This is a genomic window from Dyella jiangningensis (assembly GCF_003264855.1).
Lineage (GTDB): Bacteria > Pseudomonadota > Gammaproteobacteria > Xanthomonadales > Rhodanobacteraceae > Dyella > Dyella jiangningensis_C.
In genome coordinates this window covers 81,786-103,659 of record NZ_NFZS01000007.1, presented here as the reverse complement: position 1 = coordinate 103,659, position 21,874 = coordinate 81,786, and the positions used below count along the sequence as shown (strand labels likewise).

General features: G+C 66.3%; 20 protein-coding genes. 13 read left to right on the top strand and 7 right to left on the bottom strand.

The genetic code is table 11. The annotated features are described in order from the left end of the window. The first annotated feature begins 20 nt into the window (after positions 1 to 20). The 10 genes from xth (at position 21) to CA260_RS20610 (ending at position 8,764) form a co-directional block, all read left to right on the top strand. Positions 21 to 800, top strand: a complete 780-nt coding sequence (gene xth, locus CA260_RS20655; RefSeq protein ID WP_111984957.1) for an exodeoxyribonuclease III — start codon at positions 21 to 23, stop codon at positions 798 to 800. Positions 801 to 821: 21 nt separating this feature from the next. Next, positions 822 to 1,496: a YecA family protein gene (locus CA260_RS20650; protein WP_111984956.1), complete on the top strand. Its 675-nt coding sequence runs from the start codon at positions 822 to 824 to the stop codon at positions 1,494 to 1,496. A gap of 25 nt (positions 1,497 to 1,521) precedes the next feature. Then, positions 1,522 to 2,034, top strand: coding sequence for a DinB family protein (locus CA260_RS20645; protein WP_111984955.1), 513 nt, complete (start codon positions 1,522 to 1,524; stop codon positions 2,032 to 2,034). A gap of 104 nt (positions 2,035 to 2,138) precedes the next feature. Further along, positions 2,139 to 2,972, top strand: a complete 834-nt coding sequence (locus CA260_RS20640) for a pirin family protein (RefSeq protein ID WP_111984954.1) — start codon at positions 2,139 to 2,141, stop codon at positions 2,970 to 2,972. Positions 2,973 to 3,330: 358 nt separating this feature from the next. Further along, positions 3,331 to 3,789, top strand: a complete 459-nt coding sequence (locus CA260_RS20635) for an SPFH domain-containing protein (protein ID WP_111984953.1) — start codon at positions 3,331 to 3,333, stop codon at positions 3,787 to 3,789. 161 nt (positions 3,790 to 3,950) lie between these two features. Continuing rightward, complete coding sequence (rsmG, locus tag CA260_RS20630; protein ID WP_111984952.1) at positions 3,951 to 4,586, top strand: 16S rRNA (guanine(527)-N(7))-methyltransferase RsmG; 636 nt, start codon at positions 3,951 to 3,953, stop codon at positions 4,584 to 4,586. A 39-nt stretch (positions 4,587 to 4,625) separates the two neighbouring features. After that, positions 4,626 to 5,486, top strand: coding sequence for a ParA family protein (locus CA260_RS20625; RefSeq protein ID WP_111984951.1), 861 nt, complete (start codon positions 4,626 to 4,628; stop codon positions 5,484 to 5,486). A 2-nt stretch (positions 5,487 to 5,488) separates the two neighbouring features. Then, positions 5,489 to 6,361: a ParB/RepB/Spo0J family partition protein gene (locus CA260_RS20620; RefSeq protein WP_172461942.1), complete on the top strand. Its 873-nt coding sequence runs from the start codon at positions 5,489 to 5,491 to the stop codon at positions 6,359 to 6,361. Positions 6,362 to 7,488: 1,127 nt separating this feature from the next. Continuing rightward, entirely contained in the window at positions 7,489 to 8,205 is a 717-nt protein-coding gene (locus tag CA260_RS20615; RefSeq protein WP_111984950.1) for a glycosyltransferase, read from the top strand. Between the two features lie 190 nt (positions 8,206 to 8,395). Then, the gene (locus CA260_RS20610) at positions 8,396 to 8,764 is read left to right on the top strand and encodes a DUF488 domain-containing protein (RefSeq protein ID WP_111984949.1); all 369 of its coding nucleotides are present in this window, start codon (positions 8,396 to 8,398) and stop codon (positions 8,762 to 8,764) included. Here CA260_RS20610 and CA260_RS20605 read toward each other — a convergent pair. Together CA260_RS20605 and CA260_RS20600 are read right to left on the bottom strand one after the other, a co-directional pair. After that, positions 8,742 to 9,698, bottom strand: a complete 957-nt coding sequence (locus CA260_RS20605; RefSeq protein ID WP_111984998.1) for a patatin-like phospholipase family protein — start codon at positions 9,696 to 9,698, stop codon at positions 8,742 to 8,744. The two genes, CA260_RS20610 and CA260_RS20605, sit on opposite strands and share 23 nt — an antisense overlap. A 154-nt stretch (positions 9,699 to 9,852) precedes the next feature. Then, entirely contained in the window at positions 9,853 to 10,836 is a 984-nt protein-coding gene (locus CA260_RS20600) for a helix-turn-helix transcriptional regulator (protein WP_038622647.1), read from the bottom strand. Positions 10,837 to 10,979: 143 nt separating this feature from the next. Between CA260_RS20600 and CA260_RS20595 the strand changes: the two genes are divergently transcribed. Together CA260_RS20595 and CA260_RS20590 are read left to right on the top strand one after the other, a co-directional pair. Then, positions 10,980 to 11,882 (top strand): hypothetical protein, encoded by a 903-nt coding sequence (locus CA260_RS20595; RefSeq protein ID WP_111984948.1) that lies wholly within the window; start codon positions 10,980 to 10,982, stop codon positions 11,880 to 11,882. Between the two features lie 113 nt (positions 11,883 to 11,995). After that, entirely contained in the window at positions 11,996 to 12,808 is an 813-nt protein-coding gene (locus CA260_RS20590; RefSeq protein ID WP_111984947.1) for a DUF481 domain-containing protein, read from the top strand. Between the two features lie 330 nt (positions 12,809 to 13,138). Here the strand turns inward: CA260_RS20590 and hemC are convergent, their stop codons facing one another. From hemC to CA260_RS20570, 4 genes are all read right to left on the bottom strand, one after another. Continuing rightward, positions 13,139 to 14,056, bottom strand: a complete 918-nt coding sequence (gene hemC, locus CA260_RS20585; protein WP_111984946.1) for a hydroxymethylbilane synthase — start codon at positions 14,054 to 14,056, stop codon at positions 13,139 to 13,141. Positions 14,057 to 14,211: 155 nt separating this feature from the next. Then, entirely contained in the window at positions 14,212 to 14,916 is a 705-nt protein-coding gene (locus CA260_RS20580) for a LytR/AlgR family response regulator transcription factor (RefSeq protein WP_111984945.1), read from the bottom strand. Beyond that, the gene (locus CA260_RS20575; RefSeq protein WP_111984944.1) at positions 14,897 to 15,967 is read right to left on the bottom strand and encodes a sensor histidine kinase; all 1,071 of its coding nucleotides are present in this window, start codon (positions 15,965 to 15,967) and stop codon (positions 14,897 to 14,899) included. The genes CA260_RS20580 and CA260_RS20575 overlap by 20 nt, the downstream gene beginning before the upstream one ends. Before the next feature lie 46 nt (positions 15,968 to 16,013). Continuing rightward, on the bottom strand, positions 16,014 to 16,679 hold the full coding sequence (locus CA260_RS20570) for an alpha/beta hydrolase (RefSeq protein WP_111984943.1): 666 nt from the start codon (positions 16,677 to 16,679) through the stop codon (positions 16,014 to 16,016). Between the two features lie 260 nt (positions 16,680 to 16,939). Here CA260_RS20570 and CA260_RS20565 point away from each other — a divergent pair, with 260 nt between their 5' ends. Further along, on the top strand, positions 16,940 to 19,375 hold the full coding sequence (locus tag CA260_RS20565; RefSeq protein WP_111984942.1) for a S9 family peptidase: 2,436 nt from the start codon (positions 16,940 to 16,942) through the stop codon (positions 19,373 to 19,375). A gap of 1,494 nt (positions 19,376 to 20,869) precedes the next feature. Here the strand turns inward: CA260_RS20565 and CA260_RS20560 are convergent. Continuing rightward, positions 20,870 to 21,694 (bottom strand): AraC family transcriptional regulator, encoded by an 825-nt coding sequence (locus tag CA260_RS20560; RefSeq protein ID WP_111984941.1) that lies wholly within the window; start codon positions 21,692 to 21,694, stop codon positions 20,870 to 20,872. Between the last annotated feature and the right edge of the window lie 180 nt (positions 21,695 to 21,874).

Sequence of the window (21,874 nt, the reverse complement as noted above, 5' to 3'; positions counted from 1 at the left end):
GCATCGCTTACAATGCGCGGATGAAAATCGCCTCGTGGAACGTGAACTCGCTGAAGGTGCGCCTGCCGCACCTCACCCAGTGGCTGGCCGAAGCGCAGCCCGACGTGGTGGCCCTGCAGGAAACCAAGCTGGAAGACGCGAAGTTTCCGGTCGATGAACTGGCCGCTGCGGGTTACCGCGCGGTGTTCTCCGGCCAGAAGACCTACAACGGCGTGGCGCTGCTCGCCCGCGCCGGCATCGACGGCGGCTTCGAAGATGTCGTCACCGACATCCCGCAGCTGCAGGATCCGCAGCGGCGCATCCTCGCCGCCACCATCGGCGGCGTGCGCGTGGTGGACCTGTACGTGGTCAACGGCAAGGCAGTGGGCGATGAAAAATATGCCTACAAGCTCGATTGGCTGGCCAAGATGCGCGAGTTCCTCGCGGGCGAACTGGAACGTCATCCGAAGCTGGTCGTGCTGGGCGATTTCAACATCGCGCCTGACGACCGCGACGTATACGACCCGGCGACGTGGGGCGAAGACATCCTGTGCTCGCCACCCGAACGCGACGCGCTCAAGCGCATCACCGACCTGGGCTTGCACGACAGTTTCCGGCTGTTCGAACCGGCGGGTGAACACTTCAGCTGGTGGGACTATCGTCAGGCGGCGTTCCGGCGCAACATGGGTTTGCGCATCGACCTGATCCTGATCGCAGACGCCCTGAAATCCGCCGCGAAGGCCGCCACGATCGATCGCACGCCGCGGACCTGGGAGCGACCCTCCGATCACACGCCGGTAACGGTTGATCTGGATATCTAGCAGGAAACACACGGGTAGCTGATGAACACACCCAAGACCGAGTGGCCTAGTTCGCTGGACGACAACGAGCTTGAGGAACTGGACCAATACCTGCGCGCCCATGTCGGCGAAGGCGACCTGCTGCTCGACGGCGTGCACGGGTTGCTGTCGGCGCTGGCGGTAGGTCCGCTGCAGGTGCTGCCCGAAGAGTGGCTGCCTGAAGTGCTGCACGAGCCGTTCGCGGACGAGAGCGAAGGCAATCGCGTGCTCGCCTTGCTGGCCAAGCTCAACGATTCCATCAACGCCGAACTCGACGTCGATGCGTACGAACCCATCCTCGGCGAAGTGGAGACCGAAACCGGTCCCGTGCTGTCCGCCGCCGGCTGGTGCGAAGGCTTCAGCCGCGGCATCGACCTGCGCGCGGGCCTGTGGGAAAAGCGCCTGGCCGACGACCCGCAATTGATGGACATGCTTGGCCCCGTGATGGCGCTGGCCGTGGACGAAGGCATCCTCAACGCCGACGCCGAGTTCGAAAAGCTCAGCGACGAGGAATACGACGAATGCCTGTCGCAGGTGCCGACCGTGCTGGGTTCGGTGAACCGGTACTGGCAGGCCCATCCCGTCACCGAGGCGGAAGTCGAGGCCGCCGTGCGCACCGCCGAGCAGGAACCGCACACGCCGCCGCCGCGCCAGCGCAGCGGCCACTGGGTGCACTGAGGCGCCGCACGCCGGTGGTCGTCGCGTGGACCTGAAGACCTACTTCCGTCGCCTGGCCGACTACCACGCGTGGGCCACACGGCGCCTGCTCGACGCTCACCTGGCCGGCCTGAGCGACGAGCAGTGGCGCCGCGATGCCGGCCTGTTCTTCCGATCGGTGCACGGCACGCTCAACCACCTGCTGGTGGCTGAGCACATCTGGTACGGACGCTTCGCGGAGCAGCGTTCGCTGCAGTTGCCGCTCGATACCGAACTGCATGCCGATCGCGGCGAATTGTGCGAAGCCCTGCTCGCCGCCGTCGATCGCTGGGGTCGCTGGATCGATACGCTCGCGCCGGCACGCTTCGACGGCGCGTTGGCGTACACGCGCAACCAGGGCATCCCGGTCGAGGTGCCATTCGCACCCACGCTGGGCCACGTGTTCAACCATGGCACCCATCATCGTGGCCAGCTCAGCGCGGCGCTGACCAGCATGGGTTTCGCGGCGCCGGAGCTGGACTGGGTCTACCAATTGCGCGAAGCGACCGCTGCACGCTGATTGTTTCCGTCGTTGCCGCGAACAATCCGTTCCCGTTTCAGGTCTTGGGTGCGCGCGTACGCAGCATCATCATGGTGGGCAGTCCAAACCTTTGGAGACCAGCCATGACCGAACGCAGCATTGTTCGCCGCATCCGCGGCATCGACACGTCCGATGGTGCGGGCGTGAAGCTCAAGCGCGTGATCGGCCAGCCAGGCCTGGACATGCTCGATCCGTTCCTGTTGCTGGACGAGTTCCGTTCCGACCAGGCGGGCGATTACATCGCCGGTTTTCCCGAGCACCCGCATCGCGGCTTCGAGACCGTGACCTACATGCTCGCGGGTCACATGAAGCACCACGACAACCACGGCAACAGCGGCGACCTCGTGCCCGGCAGCGTGCAGTGGATGACCGCGGGCCGCGGCATCCTGCATTCGGAAATGCCAGAGCAGGAAGACGGCCTGATGTGGGGCTTCCAGCTGTGGGTGAACCTGCCGGCGAAGGACAAGATGATCGCGCCGCGCTACCAGGACATCGGTCCGGAGCGCATTCCGGTCGCGCGTCCGTCCGAAGGCATCGAAGTGAAGGTGATCGCCGGCGAGTTCGACGGCGTGACCGGCCCGGTGGCGGAAATCGTCACGCAGCCGATCTACCTCGACATCGCGTTGCAGCCGGGCGCGTCGGTCACCATTCCGCTGCCGGAAGGCCACGCAGGCTTCGCCTATGTGTTCGACGGCAAGGACGCGGACGTGGCCGGCGAGCCGCTGGCCCGCAGCGAACTGGCCGTGCTCTCGCGCAGCGGCGAGCTGCACATCGCGGGTCGCGACACCGCGACGCGCGTGCTGCTGGTGGCCGGTCATCCGCTCAACGAGGCCGTCACCCGCTATGGGCCGTTCGTGATGAATACGCCCGAGGAGATCCACCAGGCGATCGCGGACTTCCGCGCGGGCAAGTTCTGATCCGCCCGTAGTGGCCCGCTGAGGCCGCTTCGATCGACGGGTGGCTTGAAGCCGCCCCGGTCCGCCGGGGCGGCTTTTCTTTGCGCCCCGGCTTAACACTCAAGCGGTCTTTTGCCTGGCCGTTAACCTTTCGTAGGCCGAAGTTGGCGAAAAAAACGCCACTTGGCCCGGTCGATGCATACCCTTCCCGCCTGCCACTTGGTTCACAAAATCAGGCACATAGACCAAAAGTGCTGTTGTTATAAGGCCTTAGGTTGTCGTTAAATTGAGATTAATCCAAGGGGACGCAATTGGCTGTAGTATCAATCTACAGTTTTTGCGGAAGATCAACATATAACTCGTTGTTTTTGCTACTGCCATGAATGCACTCATTACTCTCGTTGTCCTGGCCTTGATCGCGATGTTCGCCACCGCGATCAAGCGTGTGCCGGCCGACCAGGTGCACAGTCTTTATCGGCGCGGCAAGCCTTTTCGACTGCTTCAGCCCGGCGTGCACATGACGTTGCCGCTGGTCGACCACGTGGAGCACCACATCAACCTCAGTGGCCAGGTGCTGCGTTTCCAGGAGCCGCTGCCCAACGCGCATGACGTGCGCGGTACGGTCTACTGGCAGGTGCTGGAGCCCGAGCGGGCCGATTCGGTGATCGAGCAGGCCGACCAGCTGATCCGTGGCGGCGCGCTGGCTGCCCTGCGCGACGAGCCCGAGGCGTTCAGCGCCGATCGCCGTGACCTGGGTTCGCGTCTCAAGCAGGTGATGAATAGCGCCCTGCGCGAGCGCGGCATGATGGTGACCCGCGTGGAACTGGAATTCGCCTGACCGGACAGCAAGCCGGCAGGCCAACGGCGAGGCAGCCCAAGAGCGACCCGCCCAGGGGAGACCCTTCAGAACCCGCTTCGGCGGGTTTTTCTTTGCCCGCGCTGGCGTCAGGGGCGGCGCGCCCGGATACTTGCGACCCCGTTTCTCCAAGGTGCGCCAGCATGACCACCCGACACGACCTGCAAACCCGGCTGGAACGCGGCATCGCCGCGCTGGGCCTGCAGCTGCCGGCCGGCGCGGTGGAGCGTCTGCTCGACTATCAGGCGCTGTTGGCGCGCTGGAACGCCACCTACAATCTCACCGCGATCCGCGATCCGGGCGAGATGGTGAGCCGGCATCTGGTCGATTCATTGGCCATCCTGCCTTACGTGCAGGGCGCCACGCTGGCGGACCTTGGCACCGGCCCCGGCCTGCCCGGTATTCCCATCGCCATCGCCACGCCCGAGCGCGAGGTGCTGCTGGTCGATTCCAACGGCAAGAAGGTCCGCTTCCTGCGCGAGGCGATCCGTTCGCTGAAACTGGAGAACGTGCGCGCCGTGCAGTCCCGCGTGGAAGAGGTGGAAGGCCAGTTCGACTGCGTCACCGCGCGCGCCTTCGCCAGCCTCGCCGACATGCTGGCCTGGGGTGGTCATCTTTTGACCAAGAGCGGCATCTGGCTGGCCATGAAGGGCAAGCATCCCGAGGACGAACTGGCTGGCGTGCCGGATGGTTACGAGGTTCGCGCCATCCACGAACTCCACGTGCCCGATGTCGGCGGCGAGCGGCATCTCGTCGTGCTTGGCCGAACAGGCTGCTAATCTAGCCCCCTTTTCCATCGTCCACGGTAACGACGACACATGGCTCGGATCATCGCTGTCGCCAACCAGAAGGGCGGCGTGGGCAAGACCACCACCGCCGTCAATCTCGCCGCTGCGCTGGCTGCCGCCAAGCGCAAGGTGCTGCTGGTCGATCTCGACCCGCAGGGCAACGCGACGATGGCGTCCGGCGTGGACAAGCACGAAGCCAAGCCCAACGGCTGCGAAGTGCTGCTGGATGAAGCATCGATCGACCAGGCCATCGTTCGCACCGAGGCGAATTACGACCTGCTTCCCGGCAATGGCGACCTCACCGCCGCCGAGTTGAAGCTGATGGACGCGATCGCGCGCGAGAGCCGGCTCAAGGAGCAGCTCGAGAAGATCGCCGACCGCTACGACACCATCCTCATCGACTGCCCGCCCTCGCTGCACCTGCTGACGCTCAACGCGCTGGCGGCGGCGAACGGCCTGCTGATTCCGGTGCAGTGCGAATACTTCGCGCTGGAAGGCCTTTCCAGCCTGCTCGACACGGTGAAGGCCGTGCGCCAGCGGCTGAACCCCTCGCTGGAAATCGACGGCCTGTTGCGCACCATGTACGACGTGCGCAACAACCTCGGCAACGAAGTGTCGGCGCAGCTCACCCAGCATTTCGGCGACAAGGTGCTGCGCTCGATCATCCCGCGCAACGTGCGTCTTGCCGAGGCGCCCAGCCACGGCCAGCCGATCCACCTGTACGACCGCAGCTCGCGCGGGGCCATCGCCTACATCGGCCTTGCCGGCGAGATGATCCGTCGCGAGCGCGGGCTCAACGCCGCGGCTGACGCGAGCGAGGTGGTGACGCCGATGCTGCACGATGACTCAGACGCGACGCTCGACGACGTCGTCGACATCCATCAGGAGTAAGCATGTCCGCTGCGAAAAAACGGGGCCTGGGGCGCGGGCTCGACGTCCTGCTGGGTGCCACCGAAGAACCCGGCAAGCCCTCCGTGCTGGAACAGGAAGGCGAGCTGCGCACGCTGCCGATCCAGCAGATCCAGCCCGGCAAGTACCAGCCGCGCCGTCATTGGAACGATGAAGCGCTGGACGAACTGGCCGCTTCGATTCGCGCGCAGGGCCTGATCCAGCCGGTCGTCGTGCGTGCGATCGGCAAGAACCAGTACGAACTGATCGCCGGCGAACGCCGCTGGCGCGCCGCCCAGCGCGCGCAGCTGCATGAGCTGCCGGTGCTGGTGAAGGACGTGCCGGAAGTGGCCGTGCCGGCGATGGCGCTGATCGAGAACATCCAGCGCCAGGACCTTACCCCGCTGGAAGAAGCCGACGCGCTCAAGCGCCTGATCGACGACTTCGATCTCACGCATCAACAGGCCGCCGACGCGGTCGGCCGTTCGCGCGCTTCGGTTTCCAACCTGCTTCGCCTGACCGAACTGCCGGTTTCGATCAAGCGCCTGCTCGATGAAGGCAAGCTGGAAATGGGCCACGCCCGCTGCCTGATCACGCTGCCCGAAGGCATGGCCGAAGGCCTCGCCCTCGAAGCCTCGCGCCATGGCTGGAGCGTGCGCGAACTCGAAGAAGCCGCACGCCGCGCGCAGACCGAGCCCAAGGGCAAGGCCAAGACTGCACCTGCCCGCGATCCCAACATCGACGCGCTCGAGCGCGAACTGGCCGAACGCTTCGCCACCCGCGTCGAAGTGGCCCACGGCCGCGGCGGCAAGGGCAAGCTGGTGATCCACTATCACAGCAATGACGAGCTGGATGGGATTCTGGGGAAGATCCGCTGAGGGATGGGTGGCGCTGAGGTTTTTCTTTTGAAGTGGGTGTGAGGAAGCCGCCTTCCCGCATATGGCCCGATCCCTGTAGGAGCGCACCCAGTGCGCGATGGCCTTTTGCCCCGGTCTTCATCTTGCTCGTCATCCCGGCGTAGGCCGGGATCCAGAGCCTCGGTCTTCGGTTGTCGCCTCACGCGAGCTGGCTCGCCTGCGGCGGGCTTCCGAGCCGCTGCCGCGGCCCGGTCACTTTTCTTTGCGTGCTCAAAAGAAAAATAACCAAAAGAAAGAGCACCCCTCACCGCCCCACAGGGGCCCCGGTGACGGCTCGTGCCGCTGCGCGGCACATCGCATTGCTCGTCGTTGTGGGGGCGCACTGGGTGCGCTCCTACAAAAGGGGCGATAGGTGATCTTGCCGCGAGCACCCGCCCCTCACTTCGGCCCTCTCCCCACAGCGGAGAGGGAGAAGTGGAGGAATGAGGCGAAGAACGAAGTGGCCTTAAGCCCTCTTGGCTATGGCGCGTTGCGGGGTGGCGGCGCCGCGCGAGGTAGAACTTCCGTCATTCGGCTTGCGCCAGTCATCCGGCGTTTGTATCCCACGCCCTGCTAAGAGCCTTGGCTCTCAAGGCCATTTTCTTTGGGTTACTTTTGACGCGAAGCTAATCCCGTGGGACTTTGACTCCGGGCTGACGCCCTCCGCCCTTCCTCGCTCCTCAGAGCCGGCGCCATCCATGGCGCCTCCCCGCGTGCGGGCCGGCTTCGCCGTTCGCACGCAAAGACCGCGTGCGTGGGTCAGCAAAAGAAAAGTGACTCAAGCGTCCCACAGGGACTAGCTGCGCGTCGTCGGCAGACGATCGAAACGCCCGCTGCGTCCCACGGGGACTAGCTTTGCGTCGTAAGCGGCAAGCTCGCGATATCGCAAAACCGGAGACTGACGAAACTGGGTTCCGGCCTGCGCCGGAACGACGAGCGATGAAGACCGAGGCGAAAGGCCTCGCGCATAGGGTGCGCCCCTACAACGGAGGACATCGCCAGGGCTCACTCCCAATGCCCAAAACCCCGCCCCCTGACGCCAAGCCTTCCACCCACTAGAATGGCGCCCTGGCGCCCAGCGCCCCCAAATTTCAGACAAGGCCTTCCCCATGCCCCAGCTGTCCGTCGTCGTGCCGGTGTTCAACGAGCGCGACAACATCCCGCCGCTGCTCGCCGAGATCGCTGCTGCCCTGCGCGGCAAGGCCGATTTCGAGATCGTGTACGTGGATGACGATTCCAGCGACGACAGCGTGGCGGTGCTGGCAGCCGAGAAGGCGAAGTATCCCGAGCTGCGCATCGTGCGCCACCTCACCCGCAGCGGTCAGAGCACGGCCGTGTGGAATGGGGTGCGTGCGGCGCGTTCGCCGTGGATCGCCACGCTGGACGGCGACGGCCAGAACGATCCGGCCGACATCCCCAAGCTGCTCGCCGAGCGCGACAAGGCACAGGCCAACGTGCGCCTGTTCGCCGGCTGGCGTACCACGCGCCGCGACAGCTTCAACAAGCGCATTTCGTCGAAGATCGCCAACGCGGTGCGTTCGCGCATGCTCAAGGATTCCACGCCCGATACCGGGTGCGGCCTGAAGCTGTTCGATCGCGAGGTGTTCCTGCGCCTGCCCTACTTCGACCACATGCATCGCTATCTGCCAGCTCTCGTGAAGCGCGCGGGTTTCCAGAGCACCAGCGTGCCGGTCGGCCATCGTCCGCGCACGGCGGGCACGTCCAAGTACGGCATGCTCGATCGCCTGTGGGTCGGCATCGCCGATCTGCGTGGCGTGGCGTGGCTGATGCGCCGTGGCAAGGTCACCCAGGTCGAAGAGATCTGATGCGATGGACCCGCGCTCCTTTGCGGGAGCGCGCGTAGTGCGCGATCAAGAACGCGGCGCCGCTCGCTGCCGGTCCGTCGCGCGGGGCGCGCCTTGCCGGCGAACGCTCCCGCCTGCTGCAGCCGCCGAGTATCGGCGCATTTTTCATGGGCGTATGCTGAAGATCTTCCCTTTGGGAGACCGTCCGCCCATGAGTATTGCCGTCAAGCGCGTCTATGAGCCCGCCGCCAAGAGCGACGGTTATCGTGTGCTGGTCGATCGGCTGTGGCCACGAGGGCTCAAGAAGGAAGACGCCGCGCTGGATGCGTGGAGCAAGGAACTGGCGCCCTCTCCCTCATTGCGCAAATGGTTCGGGCACGATCCGGCGCGTTGGGAAGGCTTCCGCCATCGCTACGCCTCAGAGCTGGACCATGCCGCGGAATACTGGCAGCCGCTGGCCAGCAAGGCCTCGCGGCGGCGCATCACGCTGCTGTACGGCGCCCGCGACGAAGACCACAACAATGCGGTCGCGCTGAAGAGCTACCTCGACGCCTGGCTCAAGGCACACGGGCCCCATTGATGCGGCGATTCGGTTGCCAGGCCTCCAGCGCCGTGCGCGCTTGCCGCCGACCCTGCTCGATCAGTTCGCGGGCGCGGTAGAACTCGTAGACGTTCGCGACGTTGCGCGGCAGGCGGATCAGCAGGTCCGGCTCGTAGGCGGCCAGGCGCAGCCGCGAAAGATTGGCCTGCATCAGGTCCATCGACTGCGTGAGCAGTTCCAGCATGCCAGGCTCGCGTGGCCTGTCGCTGGTCGGCATCAGTTTGCCGATGAAATCGCTGATGCGTGATCGATAGCTTTCCGCGGCCTCGCTGGGCGTCGCCGGCATCTCCTCCGGCGAGACGACATCGGGCGGACCGTCGACGCTGACGGCAAACAGGTAATCGGCCGTCTCGCGGATCAAGGGTGTCACCGGCACCGGATTGAGCAGGCCGCCATCGACCAGGCGACGCTCCGACAGCGTATGCGGGCGGAATACCGTGGGAATGGCGATGGAAGCGCGGATCGCATCGAACAACGGGCCGCGCGTGAGCCACACTTCGCGCTCGCGGTCGAGGTCGGTGGCCACGGCGGTGAAGGCGAGCGGCAATTCTTCGATGCGCGCATCGCCGATCAGCTCGCGCAGTGTCTCGATGATGCGCTCGCCCTTGATCAGGCCGCCGCCGGAGAAGGTCCAGTCGACCAGCTTGAGCACGTCCATCTTGGCCAGCGCCGACACCCAGTCGCGATAGACGTCCAGCTTGCCCATCGCGTAGATGCCGCCGATCAGCGCACCCATCGAGGTGCCGGCGATGGCGACGATGTCGTAGCCCTGCGCCACGATCTCCTCGATCGCGCCGATATGCGCCAAGCCTTTCGCGCCACCGGAACCAAGTGCCAGCGCGACGGTCGGTTTTCGGATGGCAGCGTTGTCGGGCGGAAGAGCTGAGGATTCGGCGATGTCGGTGGGCTTCATGAAACGCGCGGCGTGGCGGCGGTCGATGCCGCTAGCCTCACGCGGCCGTGGCGCGATGGCAAGTGTTCGCGCGCGCCGCGAAGCGCACGGGAGCATGGGACATCGTCGTGGCCTGCCTGCGGGCGACTGCGCGCCTCGCCGCCGTGGCGTGGATTCAGCGTGGCGCCTGCTGGTAACCGGTCAGCGCCAGCTGCAACTGGATCTTCATTTCCTCGCGCAGCGAGAGCGGTGCCACCACTTCCGCATCCGGACCGTACTTGAGCACGTCCATCAGCAGTTCCTTGGAATTGGAATACGGCACCTGCAGTTCGTAGCGTCCGTCGGACAGCCATTCGCCCTTCTGCTGCGAGTGCCAGTGCTCGTCGGCGACCCAACGCGCGGCATGCTGCGAGAAGCGGATGGTGGCCCACGCCTTCGGCTTGCCGGCGAAGATGCCGTAGCTCGAAGCCAGCGCGTCGTTGAGCTCCTGCTCGGCCACGTCGCGTGCGGGTTCTTCCAGTGCCTGCGGATCGGCGATGCGATCCACGGCGAAGCTGCGCAAGGCTTCGCGGTCGTGGTCCCACACGTCCAGGTACCAGTTGTCGCGATAGTGGGTCAGGCGCTGCGGCGAGACGTGGCGGTGGCTGTCGGCATTGGTGGTGCGCGCACGATAGCGGAAACGCAGTTGCTTACGCTCGAGCACGGCGCCGGCGACGATGCGGAACACCTGCTGGTCGAGCTTGCGCTCGCCCCACGCGATGACGCGGATGCGCTCGATCGGCAGCGCCTTGCCGCTGCCCTGGTCGGACAGCAGGTGTTCGATGCGCGCCTTGAATGGCGCGAGCGCACCCGCAAGTACACCAGGACCACTGCGGCCGATCAGCTCGTTCAATGCGAGCAGCGCGGCCAGTTCGTCGGAGGTCAGCCACAGGCCCGGCAGTTCGAAGCGCTCGCCTTCGCCCACGGCATAGCGGAACGCGGCATGTTCGCCACCCGCGCTTTCGATGGGCGCGCCGAGCGCGTCGCGCAGGAACGCCACGTCGCGATACAGCGTGGCCCGCGAGCATTCCAGCTCGTCCATCAGGCGCGGCAGCGGCACCGGGTAGTGCGCCGATTTGAGCAATCGGTGCAGGGTGAGAATGCGCTCGTAACGATCCATGAAATGATTTTCGCCGGCAGTCTCCGCGTAGCATGCGCACCGTTGGCGACTGCCGCAAGTACATCGAACGGCGGAAGGGGATGGCATCACGCCGTGGTGATGCATCCATGATCCGCCCTTCACGCACAAAAGACACAAAACTCATGAAGCAGCGCCGCGCGATCAGCCAGCACGCCGTCTTCGACTCACGCGAAGGCTCGCCACTCGTCCGACCTCGTCGGCTGGGCAGCACGTTGCTGGTGGTGTCCGGCCATGATGGCTTCGGCCTGTGGCTGTTGATCGGCCTCGCGCTGGCGGTCGGCATGTTTCCCGACGGACGCGGCGATGCGCTGGTGGCGCTGGGCGTGGGCGGACTGCTGGCCGCGACGGGCCTGGTCGCCGCCGGCCTGCATTCGCCCTGGATGCCCAGCTGGCACGGCTGGACCATCAGCCGCGGCAGCTGGCCCACCAGCGATGCGCTGATCGCACTGGCGACGCTGCTGCCGGTGATGGCCGTGGCCGGCCTGGTGCGCGGCGACAACGCCTTCTGGGCGACGCGCCTGGCCGGCGTGGCGCTGGCCCTGTGCAGCCTGGCGAGCATCATCATCACCGCGCGCGGCGATGCGCGGCGCCACGCGCCGGGGCTCGACGAACGGCTCGCCACGCAATTGCCGCTGAGCCGCGTGGTGTCGGCCACGTATGGCGGCGGCCTGTGGCTGTGGGCCTGCGTCGCAGGGCAGCAAGGCGCGGACGTGAACCGTCATCCGATGGCGTGGATCATCGGCCTGCTGCTGCTCGCCCTGCTGCGGGGGCTGATCGAGAACCTGCGCTGGCAGGCCGTGCTGCCGCGAATGCCCGGGCCGCGTACGCGTTTCGAATTGCAGCCGCGGCGGTACCTGGCCGCCCTGCTGGCCTACGCCGTTCCCTGCCTGGGCCTGGTGCTGGCCACGTTCGGCCGGGGGCTCATGCCGATCACCCTCGTGGCGGCCATGAGTTGCATGGTCGGTATGGCGACCGAGCTGAGTTTGTATGATGGGGCCCTGGCGGCCCTCCCCGATAGCCGCTGACTGGCTCTGTGGCGCCGTTTCCGCCCCGCGAGAGGCGCCCGATTCACTGGCAGTTCAATCCGCTCCGCTAAGGTGGCGGCCTGCTTTGTTTTAACGAAAATGGAACGAATACCATGAAGAACACCCTGATGGCGGGCGCCTTGCTCGCAGCGCTGGTCAGTTTTGGCGCGCAGGCCGACGATGCGCCGGCCACCAACCCCGCCGACAACGGCGGCTGGACGGGCTCGGGCGAATTCGGTTTCGCCTCCGCCCACGGCAATTCCCGCTCCGAGAACGCCAATGCCAAGCTTGGCCTCAGCCAGGAAAACGACCTGTGGAAGAACAACTTCTTCCTCAACGGCCTGCGCTCGAAGGGCGAGGTGGAAGTGCAGGACGCCAACGGCAACACCGTGGACCGCCTCACCACCACCGCCAACCGCTACGACGCCGGCGCATCGGTGGGCTACAAGCTCGATCCGCGCAGCTACATCGTGACTGCCGCGCGTTATGAGCACGACGATTTCGGCGCCAACCTGTGGCAGGGCATCATCTCGGTGGGCTACGGCTACATCGCGCTGAAGACCGACCGCACCGAGCTGTCGTTCGAAGCCGGCCCCGGTTACAAGCGCTATCGCCCCGCCGATACCGAGGAGACGGTGAACGGTGAAAACGTGAAGGTGAAGCAGGATTCGCAGAGCGAAGTGGTCGGCCGCGGACTGGTCAACTACAAGTACCGCCTCACCGACAACACCGCGCTCGAAGACACGCTGCTGCTCGAAGCGGGTTCGAAGAACAAGTACTACCAGAACGACATCGGCCTGTCGGTGAGCATGACGCGCAAGATGGCGCTCAAGCTCGGCTACCAGGTGCGCTACAACAGCGACGTGCAGCCGGGCACCGAGAACACCGATACGCTGCTGACCACGAACCTGGTCTACAACTTCTAAATCGCACCGTGCCGATCCGCCCTGTGGGAGCGCACCTTGTGCGCGACCGCAGCGCGGTGGCGTGATCGCAGCGCTGGGTTGTCGCGCGAGCCGTTTGCTTCTCGCTTCGTGGGTTTGTCGCGCACAGGGTGCGCTCCCACAGACGACTGGCACACCCGAGTGGTGTGCTGGCGTCGTGTTCGCACACGGCGCCGGCCTGATCATCCAGCGGCCAGTAAGCCACAGAGACGCTCCACTTGTAGGAGCACACCCAGTGCGCGACCGCGGCGCCTCGGGTTCACCGCTCCGTAGGCTTTTCGCGCACTGGGTGCGCTCCTACAGAGAACTTTTCTAGGCGTTGAGCAGTGCGCCGGCGCCCTGTTCGAACAAGGCCTCCGCCACGCGCTTGCCCAGTGCTTCGGCCTGATCGCCTTCGGCTTGCGCTTCGGCCAGCAGCAGTCGTCCGCTGCTCACGTCGCCCACCATGCCGCGCAGGTGCAGGCCACGTTCGGTGACGGTGCACCAGGCGCCGACCGGTACCGTGCAACTGCCGCCCAGGGCATGGTTCATCGAGCGCTCGGCGGTGACGGCCAGGCGCGTCTGCGCATCGTCCAGCGCCGACAGCAGTTCGAGCACGGCCGGCTGGTCGCTGCGCGCTTCGATGGCGATGGCCGCCTGTCCCGGCGCCGGCAGCCAGTCCGGTGCGCTGAGGCGGCTGCGGATGCGGGAAGACAAGCTCAATCGCTCCAGCCCCGCGCAGGCGAGCAGGATGGCGTCGTAGTGGCCCGCGTCCAGCTTGGACAGGCGCGTGCCCACGTTGCCGCGCAGGTCGAGCAGGGTCAGGTCCGGCCGTGCCGCGCGCAGCTGCGCCTGGCGGCGCAGTGAGGAGGTGCCCACGCGCGCGCCCAGTGGCAGCGCGGCGAGGTCGGCGTAATCATTGCTCACGAAGGCATCGGCCGCGTCCGCACGCGGCAGGATAGCGGGCAGGGCGAAGCCCGGTTCCAGTTCGGCCGGCACGTCCTTGAGCGAGTGCACGGCGAGGTCCGCGCGGCCTTCCAGCATCGCCACTTCCAGCTCCTTGAGGAACAGGCCCTTGCCGCCGATGGTGGCGAGCGGTTTGTCCAGGATCTCGTCGCCCCGCGTGGTCATCGGCGCCAGTTCGACCACCAGGCCGGGATGGATCGCGCGCAGCTCGGCGGCAACGTGCTCGGCCTGCCATAGCGCTAGCGCGCTCTTGCGGGTGGCGATGCGCAGGATGGATGGCGTCATGGGGCTCTCGGTGGAGGCGGCGCGATGCGTCGTCGGGGACCGGCATTGTCGCGTAATTGCCGTCAAGGCGCAGGTAGTGGACGCGACGCGTGTCGTCGCAGGCCGGGCCATGCGGAAGGCATCCGCCGAGCTGCGGTGCCGGACGACTCGTCGCCTCAACCCATGCGCAGCAGCTTGCGCAGCGTGGGCAGGTTGCGGCGGCTCACCTCGGGCGTGAATTCCGTGCCGCTCAGGCGGGCCAGCACGCGGCCATCGGCAAGCGTCTTCAGGCCCACCAGCCGCTGCGATGGCACCAGGCAGTTGCGATGCAGGCGGATCAGCTGTTGCGGATAAGCCTCCTCCAGCTGCCGCAGCGATTCCTCCAGCAGCAGCTGGCCACCGCGATGCTGCACCACCACGTATTTTTCTTCGGCCACGAGGCTGACCACGTCGTTCAGCGCCACGCGCACCTGCTCGCCGCGCAGCCGTCCATGCAGGTAGCTGACCGTCTCGCGTGGCATCTGCTGCAGCCGCTGGCCCGCGCGCTGCAGGGCTTCGTTCAATCGTTCGAGGCGCACCGGCTTGAGCAGGTAGTCGACCGCGCCGAGATCGAACGCGTGCAGCGCATGGTTCTCGTAGGCCGTGCAGAACACCACCAGCGGACGCTTGCGTCCGGCCAGGCGCTGCGCGAGCGCGGTGCCGGTGAGGCCGGGCATGTTGATGTCCAGCAGCAGCACGTCGGGCTGCAGGTCGCCGAGCGCTGCCATCGCCGCGTCGCCATCGCCGACGCTGCCGACCACCTCGACGTCGCTGCATTCGGCGAGCAGCGAGGCCAGCCGCGCGCGGGCCAGCGGTTCGTCGTCAACGATCAGTACGCGCATGGGAAGCTTGTCCGGGAAGTTGCAGCCGCACCACGAAGCGGCCATCGACGGGCCCAGCCTGCACGCGCGCCCGCGCGCCATAACGATAGGCGACGCGTTGGCGCACGTTGTCCAGGCCATGGCCGTGCCCGCCGGGCGTCGGCGTGCCCGCGAGCGGGTTGTCGATTTCGATCAGGATGCCCTCGCCTTCGCGGTGGCCGCGCAGGATGATCTCGCCGCCTTCGCGCAGCGGCTGGATGCCGTGGCGCACGGCGTTTTCCACCAGCGGTTGCAGCAGCAGGCGTGGCAGCGGGTAGTCCGCGGGCAGGTCAAGCAGCTCGCGGCGCACGCGCAGGCGCTCGCCCAGGCGCAACTGCTCGATGTCGAGATAGCGCTCGACCAGCCCCAGCTCCTCGCCCAGCGTGCCGTCGCGCGTGCTGTGTTCGCCCAGTGCCGCGCGGAACAGTTCGGACAGGTCTTCCACCGTGCGTTCCGCCGCCGCCGGATCGACGCGTACGAGGGCCGCCACGGTATTCATGCTGTTGAACAGGAAATGCGGACGAATGCGTGCCTGCAGCGCCGCGACCTGTGCCTGCGTCACCGCGGCCAGGCGCGTCTGCCACTGCGCCTGCAGGTAGAAATAGCGCAGCATCGCCGCGCCGAGCAGCGCGGTGATGGCGGTGTTGTTCTGCACGAAATCGCCGGTGGTGTCGGTGAGCAGCTGCATCTGCATCGCGCCGTCCATCCAGTGCACGGCGGCGCTGCCGCAGGCGACGATCGCGACCATCGCCAGCCACACGCCCGCATAAGGCGCGTGCCCGGGAAGCCGTTGCAGCAGTGGTTTCAGCTTGCATAGCGCCACGCCGATCACCAGCGCCAGCCATTGGGCGAACAGCATGCCGACGCTGTAGCCACGCCAGCCATGGCTGTTGTTCGGCGCCAGCCACATCACGGTGACGGTGATCGCGCCCACCACCAGCAGCGCGAAGATCACCGGCGCGCTGCAGAAATCGGGCAGCGCGTGGTGTCCCTGGTGGCCGGGCGATTGCGGATCGTCGTTGGACTCCCTCATGCGGCGGAGTATGCCGCAATGGGTGCGGACGCTTCTGCGATGCCGCTCAGCCCGCCAGGCGGGCGGTGATCCAGTGGCGCAGGTCGGCCACTTCCTCGGCGCAGACCGAATGCGGCATCGGGTAGGTGTGCCACGAGACCTGGTAGCCCAGCGACTGCAGCAGGTCGCGCGAGTTCACGCCGCGCGTGAGCGGCACGATCGGATCGCCGGTGCCGTGGCCCCAGAAGATCGGTGTCGCGGCGTTGGCGGCCGAGCGCTCCAGCGCGAAGGAATCCTGCATGGGCAGGTAGGTGGACAGCGCGATGATGCCGGCGACGCGATCGGCGTGGCGCAGGCCGGCCGACAGCGCGATCGCACCGCCCTGCGAGAAGCCGGCGAGCAGGATGCGCTCGGTCGGCACGCCGCGCTCGTTCTCGCGGGCGATCAGCGTTTCCACGCTCGCGTTCGACGCGCGCATGCCGGTTTCATCCTGGCGCGACACCAGGTCCACGCCGACGATGTCGTACCACGCGCGCATCGGCATGCCGCCGTTGACCGTGACCGGGCGCACCGGCGCATGGGGAAACACGAAGCGCAGCGCCGGCCAGGCGGGCGCGACCAGCTCGGGCACGATGGGCGCGAAGTCGTTGCCGTCGGCGCCCAGGCCATGCAGCCAGATCACGCTGTGCGTGGGGTTGGCGGAAGTTTCGATCTCGACGGTGGGAAGGGGCATGTGGGGGTTCTGCTGGGGAAGGGGTCACAACGAGCCTGCCGAACGGCACGCCACGAAACTCATTCAACGCACTACCCGCACATCTGCCGACAGAGGATCTGTTTCTGGCGAGGGCCACGCGGCGAATGGGGACGAATGCCGGGCGGCCAGGCTAGCCAGCAAGACTAGCTGCCTAGGCGGCTACTTTGAACCCATACCAACGGCGCTTGCCAGCCTCATCCACGCCGCTATGCTCCGCCCTTTTGACTGCGGAGCCTTCCATGCGCCAACTGCTGTTCGCCGGCCTTGCCGCCCTCGCCGCGTTGCCCGCGGCCGCCATGTCGCCAGCTGCGCCGGGCGGACAGCTGGACCTGGAAACCATCATGGCCAATCCGGATTGGATCGGCGCCGCGGTGGAATCGCCCTACTGGAGCGTGGACGGGCACAGTCTGTATTACTCGCTCAAGCGCGATGGCAGCAAGGTGCGCGACCTGTACCGCGTCGACCCGGCCACCGGCCAGAGCGTGAAGCTCGACCCGGCCGCGATGGCGCAAGCGGAAGGTCCGGCGGTGTTCGACCGTTCGCATCGCCATGCCGCGTACATCTTCCACGGCGATGTCTTCATGCAGGACCTCGCCACCGGCCGGCGCGTGCAGGTGACGCAGACGCCGGAGTCGGAATCCTCGCCGCGCTTCTCCAGCGACGGCCGTTCGCTGCAGTTCCGCATGGGCATCAATTGGTTCGTCTACAACCTCGCCAGCGGCGCGACGGCGCCCGCCGCGACGCTGCGCTTCGCCGACGACCCGCAGGCCAAGAAGCACAATGACCTGGAGCGTGACCAGCTTGCCCTGTTCAAGTCGCTGCGCGAGAACAAGGCGGACAAGGACGCCCAGCGCACGCGCGACGACGAACTGATCGCCGCCGATGCCGGTCGCGCACCCAAGCCGATCTATCTGGGCGAAAGCGGCGAACCGGCCGACACCGAACTGTCGCCCGACGGTCGCTGGATGCTGGTGGTCACCAAGCCCAAGGGCTCCAAGGGCGGCAAGCGTCCCGAGATCACCCACTACGTCACCGAATCGGGCTATGCCGAGCAGCAGGAAACGCGCAGCTACGTGGGTCGCGACGATCCCGCGCCGCAGTCGCTGGTGCTGGTGGACCTGAAGGCCGCGACGTTCTATCCGCTGAAGACCGACGGCCTGCCAGGCATCAAGGACGATCCGCTCAAGGACATCCGCGCCAAGACCATCGCCGCGCTGCAGAAGGACGGCAAGGACGACGAAGCCAAGGCGCTGAAGGCGCCGGACCTGCGCGCGGTGCGCATCGTTTCCAACGCCGATGACGGCGGTGGCGGCGGCATCGCATGGAGCGACGACGGCCAGAACGTCGCCATCCAGCTGCGCGCCATCGACAACAAGGATCGCTGGATCGCCAGCGTCGACTTCGACAAGCACGCGCTGGTGCCGCAGCACCGTCTCACCGACCACGCGTGGATCAACTGGAACTTCAACGATTTCGGCTGGCTCAAGGACGGCCGCACGCTGTGGTATCTCAGCGAAGAGACCGGCTACTCGCAGCTCTACACCAAGTCGCTCGCCGGCAAGGCGAAGGCGCTCACCAGCGGCAAGTTCGAAGTGAGCCATCCGGTGCTCAGCGAAGACGGCCAGTGGTTCTACGTGCGCACCAACCAGGTGGCGCCGTACAGCTACGACGTCTACCGCGTACCGGCAGCCGGCGGCGAGCTCGCCCGCGTGACGCAGTACCAGGGCATGGACGACTTCGCGCTGTCGCCGGATGGCCGCAAGCTCGCCGTGCTGCATTCCTCGCCCTACGTGCTGGCGCAGCTCGCCGTGCAGGACGCCGCCGGCGGCACGCCGCGCGAACTCACCAACACCATGAAGCCGGAGTTCACCGCGCATCAATGGCTGCAGCCGCAGATCGTGCCGGTGGCGTCCTCGCATGGCGCGGGAACCATCTGGGCGAAGTACTACGGCCCGAGCGATGCCGGCACGACTGCCTCGCGTCCGGCGGTGATCTTCGTGCACGGTGCGGGCTATCTGCAGAACGTCACGCTGTCGTACTCCAACTACTTCCGCGAACAGATGTTCCACAACCTGCTGGTGCAGCAGGGCTACGTGGTGCTGGACATAGACTACCGCGCCTCCGAAGGCTATGGCCGCGACTGGCGCACGGCGATCTATCGCCAGATGGGTCATCCGGAACTGGAAGACCTGCTCGACGGCAAGGCGTGGCTGGTGAAGAACCGTGGCGTCGATCCCAGGCGCGTGGGCATCTACGGCGGCAGCTACGGCGGCTTCATGACGCTGATGGCCCTGCTGCGTGCACCGGGCGAATTCGCGGCGGGTTCCGCGCTGCGTCCGGTCACCGACTGGACCAGCTACAACCACGAATACACCTCCAACATCCTCAACGATCCCCAGCTCGATCCCGAGGCCTACGCGGCCAGCTCGCCGATCATGTATGCCGACAAGCTGCAGGATCCGCTGCTGATGCAGCACGGCCTGATCGACGACAACGTGGTGGCCAGCGACACCGTGCGCATGTATCAGCGCTTCATCGAGCTGCACAAGAACAACTTCTGGATGTCGCTGTATCCGATGGAGCGCCACGGCTTCGTGCATCCGGATTCGTGGCATGACGAGTACCGTCGTATCGATGAGTTGTTCAATACGTATGTGAAGCCGGTGAAGCAGTAATTGCCGGCTGGTTGTCCTCTGCGTCGCGGAGGGTGGGCGTACGGGAGGGCGGGGCTGGATGCCCCGCCCTTCTTTTTTTTGTAGGAGCGCACCCAGTGCGCGATCGCCTTTCGCGTCGGTCTACATGATCGTCGCCCCGGCGCAGGCCGGGGCCCAGAGCCTCGGTCTTCGGTTGTCGCTATACGGCAACCGGGCTCGCCTGCGACCGAAGGGAGTCCCTGTGGGGCGGCGGGCTTCCGGACCGCTGCCGCGGCCCGGGTTACTTTTCTTTGCGTGCTCACGCACGCGCAGGAGCGCGTGCGAACGGCGAAGCCGGCCCGCACGCGGGGAGGCGCCATGGATGGCGCCGGCTTTGAGGAGCGAGGAAGGGCGAAGGGAGGATGCCCTGAGTCAAAGTCCCACGGGATTAGCTTCGCGTCAAAAGTAACCAAAAGAAAGAGCACCCCGGTGTGGCGCTGGCCGGGCTGCGCCCAGCCAGTTTGTGAGGGGCGGCCGGGCTTTTCGACCGGGCTCCTGCCCGGACGAAAAGTGCCCGACATCCTTGTCGGGCACCCCTGCGGGGCCTATTCGTCCACCCCTCACCGCCACACAGGGGATTGGATGAAGGCTCGTGCCGCTGCGCGGCACATCGCATCGCGGAGCTAAAAGCCGCGGTTCGCTATTTGTAGGAGCGCACCCAGTGCGCGACCGCGCACTGGCAGGGTTGCCTCGGTCTGCGGATGTCGAGATGAGGTATGCCGTCACGCTGCGATCGCGCACTGGGTGCGCTCCTACAGAGGTTAGGTCGTAGGAAGTGCCTTCGCGAGCAACTGCCCCTCACCCCAGCCCTCTCCCCGGAGGGGAGAGGGAGAAGGCGCTCGGCATTCCTCGCCGACCGACGAAGCTGCTTTAAGCCCTCTTCGCTGCGGCGCGTTGCGGCGTAGCGGCACCGTTCGAGGTAGTAACGAGCGCAGCAGGACTGGCCTCGGTCGACCGACGCTTCTATCCCCCGCACTGCTATGAGCCTTGGCTCTCAAGGCCATTTTCTTTGGGTTACTTTTGACGCGAAGCTAATCCCGTGGGACTTTGACTCCGGGCTAGCGCCCTCCGCCCTTCCTCGCTCCTCAAAGCCGGCGCCATCCATGGCGCCTCCCCGCGTGCGGGCCGGCTTCGCCGTTCGCACGCAAAAGGCGCGTGCGTGGGCCAGCAAAAGAAAAGTGGCTCGAGCTTCCCACAGGGACTAGCTTCGCGTCGTCCCACAGGGACTAGCTTTGCGTCGTAAGCGGCAGGCTTGCGGCAGCACAGCAACCGAAGGCAAAGGTCGAACCATTCCTCGAATGACAAATCACGCGAAAACCGCACCCTCTCCCCAGCCCTCTCCCGCAGGGAGAGGGAGCTAACGCTTGCACTACCTAGGAAATCAATGAGCCGTCGCGCACAGAGTGCGCTCCCACAAAAGTGCATGCCCACAAGGGCGCTGCTCCCCCAAAAAAGAGCGCAGCGCAGAAGTGAGGGCTACACCGCCGCCTGCGCCGCAAAATACCGCGCCGGCGGCTGCCCGAAGCTCCTGCGGAACATCGCCACGAACGCGCTGACGCTGGCATAGCCCAGCGCATCCGCTACCGCGGAGACCGCCTCGCCATCGGCCAACCGTTCCAAGCCTCGCGACAATCTCGCCAACTGCCGCCATTGCGCGAAGCTCAGCGCCGTTTCGCTGCGGAAAAGGCGGCTCAGGCTGCGTGGCGAAAGGCCTGCCCAGGTGGCCCATTCCTCCAGGCTGCGGTTGTCCTCGGGGCGTTCGATCAAGGCGACCGCGATGCGCAACGCGCGGCGATCGAGCGGCATCGGCAGGTGCAGCGGTTCGCGTTGCGCGCGGCAGATTTCTTCCATCAATACGGCGGTGATGCGTTCCTGGCTTTCGTCCAGTTCGGTCGCCCACACCCACGAACTGGCGCGGCGCACCAGCGCGCGCATGAGTTCGGTGACCCCGATGACGCACGGTTCGGCGGGCAGGCAGCCGCATTCGGGCGGGGTCACGAACACGCCCCAGCCACTCATGCGGCCGCTGAGGGTCACGGTGTGCTCGACGCCCGGTGGCATCCAGCCGGCGCGGTGGGGAGGCAGCAGCCAGGAGCCCTTTGCGGTGCGCACATGTACCAGGCCGCTTTCGACGCAGTAGAGCTGCCCGCGCGCATGGGTGTGCCATCCGTACTCGCGGGTGCCTTCGTCGTACTCGCTGGAGACTTCGCCTTCGGTCCAGTAGGCGATCAGCGAAGGACCGTCGGTGCGTTCGATCAACGCGTGGAACTGGTCTTCGTCCTTCTCGGAGACATGACCCATGGCCGGTTCTCGACAAACTTTGACCAAATAACGCTATCAGTATTTGCCCGCGGTGCCTAACATGCGTGCTCGTCCCCCACCGCTGCCGTCGCTCGCGGTGCCCAGTGCCTTCGGCGTGCCGATTGTGTGTCCGCCATCGATATCCCCGGGTTCCGCCGCGAGCGAGACCTTGATCTGGCC

Bases quoted from the DNA above. Each gene is read 5' to 3' on its own strand.
- xth (WP_111984957.1), top strand. From the start codon at position 21: ATGAAAATCGCCTCGTGGAACGTGAACTCGCTGAAGGTGCGCCTGCCG.
- CA260_RS20650 (WP_111984956.1), top strand. From the start codon at position 822: ATGAACACACCCAAGACCGAGTGGCCTAGTTCGCTGGACGACAACGAG.
- CA260_RS20640 (WP_111984954.1), top strand. From the start codon at position 2,139: ATGACCGAACGCAGCATTGTTCGCCGCATCCGCGGCATCGACACGTCC.
- CA260_RS20635 (WP_111984953.1), top strand. From the start codon at position 3,331: ATGAATGCACTCATTACTCTCGTTGTCCTGGCCTTGATCGCGATGTTC.
- rsmG (WP_111984952.1), top strand. From the start codon at position 3,951: ATGACCACCCGACACGACCTGCAAACCCGGCTGGAACGCGGCATCGCC.
- CA260_RS20625 (WP_111984951.1), top strand. From the start codon at position 4,626: ATGGCTCGGATCATCGCTGTCGCCAACCAGAAGGGCGGCGTGGGCAAG.
- CA260_RS20620 (WP_172461942.1), top strand. From the start codon at position 5,489: ATGTCCGCTGCGAAAAAACGGGGCCTGGGGCGCGGGCTCGACGTCCTG.
- CA260_RS20615 (WP_111984950.1), top strand. From the start codon at position 7,489: ATGCCCCAGCTGTCCGTCGTCGTGCCGGTGTTCAACGAGCGCGACAAC.
- CA260_RS20610 (WP_111984949.1), top strand. From the start codon at position 8,396: ATGAGTATTGCCGTCAAGCGCGTCTATGAGCCCGCCGCCAAGAGCGAC.
- CA260_RS20605 (WP_111984998.1), bottom strand. From the start codon at position 9,698: ATGAAGCCCACCGACATCGCCGAATCCTCAGCTCTTCCGCCCGACAAC.
- CA260_RS20600 (WP_038622647.1), bottom strand. From the start codon at position 10,836: ATGGATCGTTACGAGCGCATTCTCACCCTGCACCGATTGCTCAAATCG.
- CA260_RS20595 (WP_111984948.1), top strand. From the start codon at position 10,980: ATGAAGCAGCGCCGCGCGATCAGCCAGCACGCCGTCTTCGACTCACGC.
- CA260_RS20590 (WP_111984947.1), top strand. From the start codon at position 11,996: ATGAAGAACACCCTGATGGCGGGCGCCTTGCTCGCAGCGCTGGTCAGT.
- hemC (WP_111984946.1), bottom strand. From the start codon at position 14,056: ATGACGCCATCCATCCTGCGCATCGCCACCCGCAAGAGCGCGCTAGCG.
- CA260_RS20580 (WP_111984945.1), bottom strand. From the start codon at position 14,916: ATGCGCGTACTGATCGTTGACGACGAACCGCTGGCCCGCGCGCGGCTG.
- CA260_RS20575 (WP_111984944.1), bottom strand. From the start codon at position 15,967: ATGAGGGAGTCCAACGACGATCCGCAATCGCCCGGCCACCAGGGACAC.
- CA260_RS20570 (WP_111984943.1), bottom strand. From the start codon at position 16,679: ATGCCCCTTCCCACCGTCGAGATCGAAACTTCCGCCAACCCCACGCAC.
- CA260_RS20565 (WP_111984942.1), top strand. From the start codon at position 16,940: ATGCGCCAACTGCTGTTCGCCGGCCTTGCCGCCCTCGCCGCGTTGCCC.
- CA260_RS20560 (WP_111984941.1), bottom strand. From the start codon at position 21,694: ATGGGTCATGTCTCCGAGAAGGACGAAGACCAGTTCCACGCGTTGATC.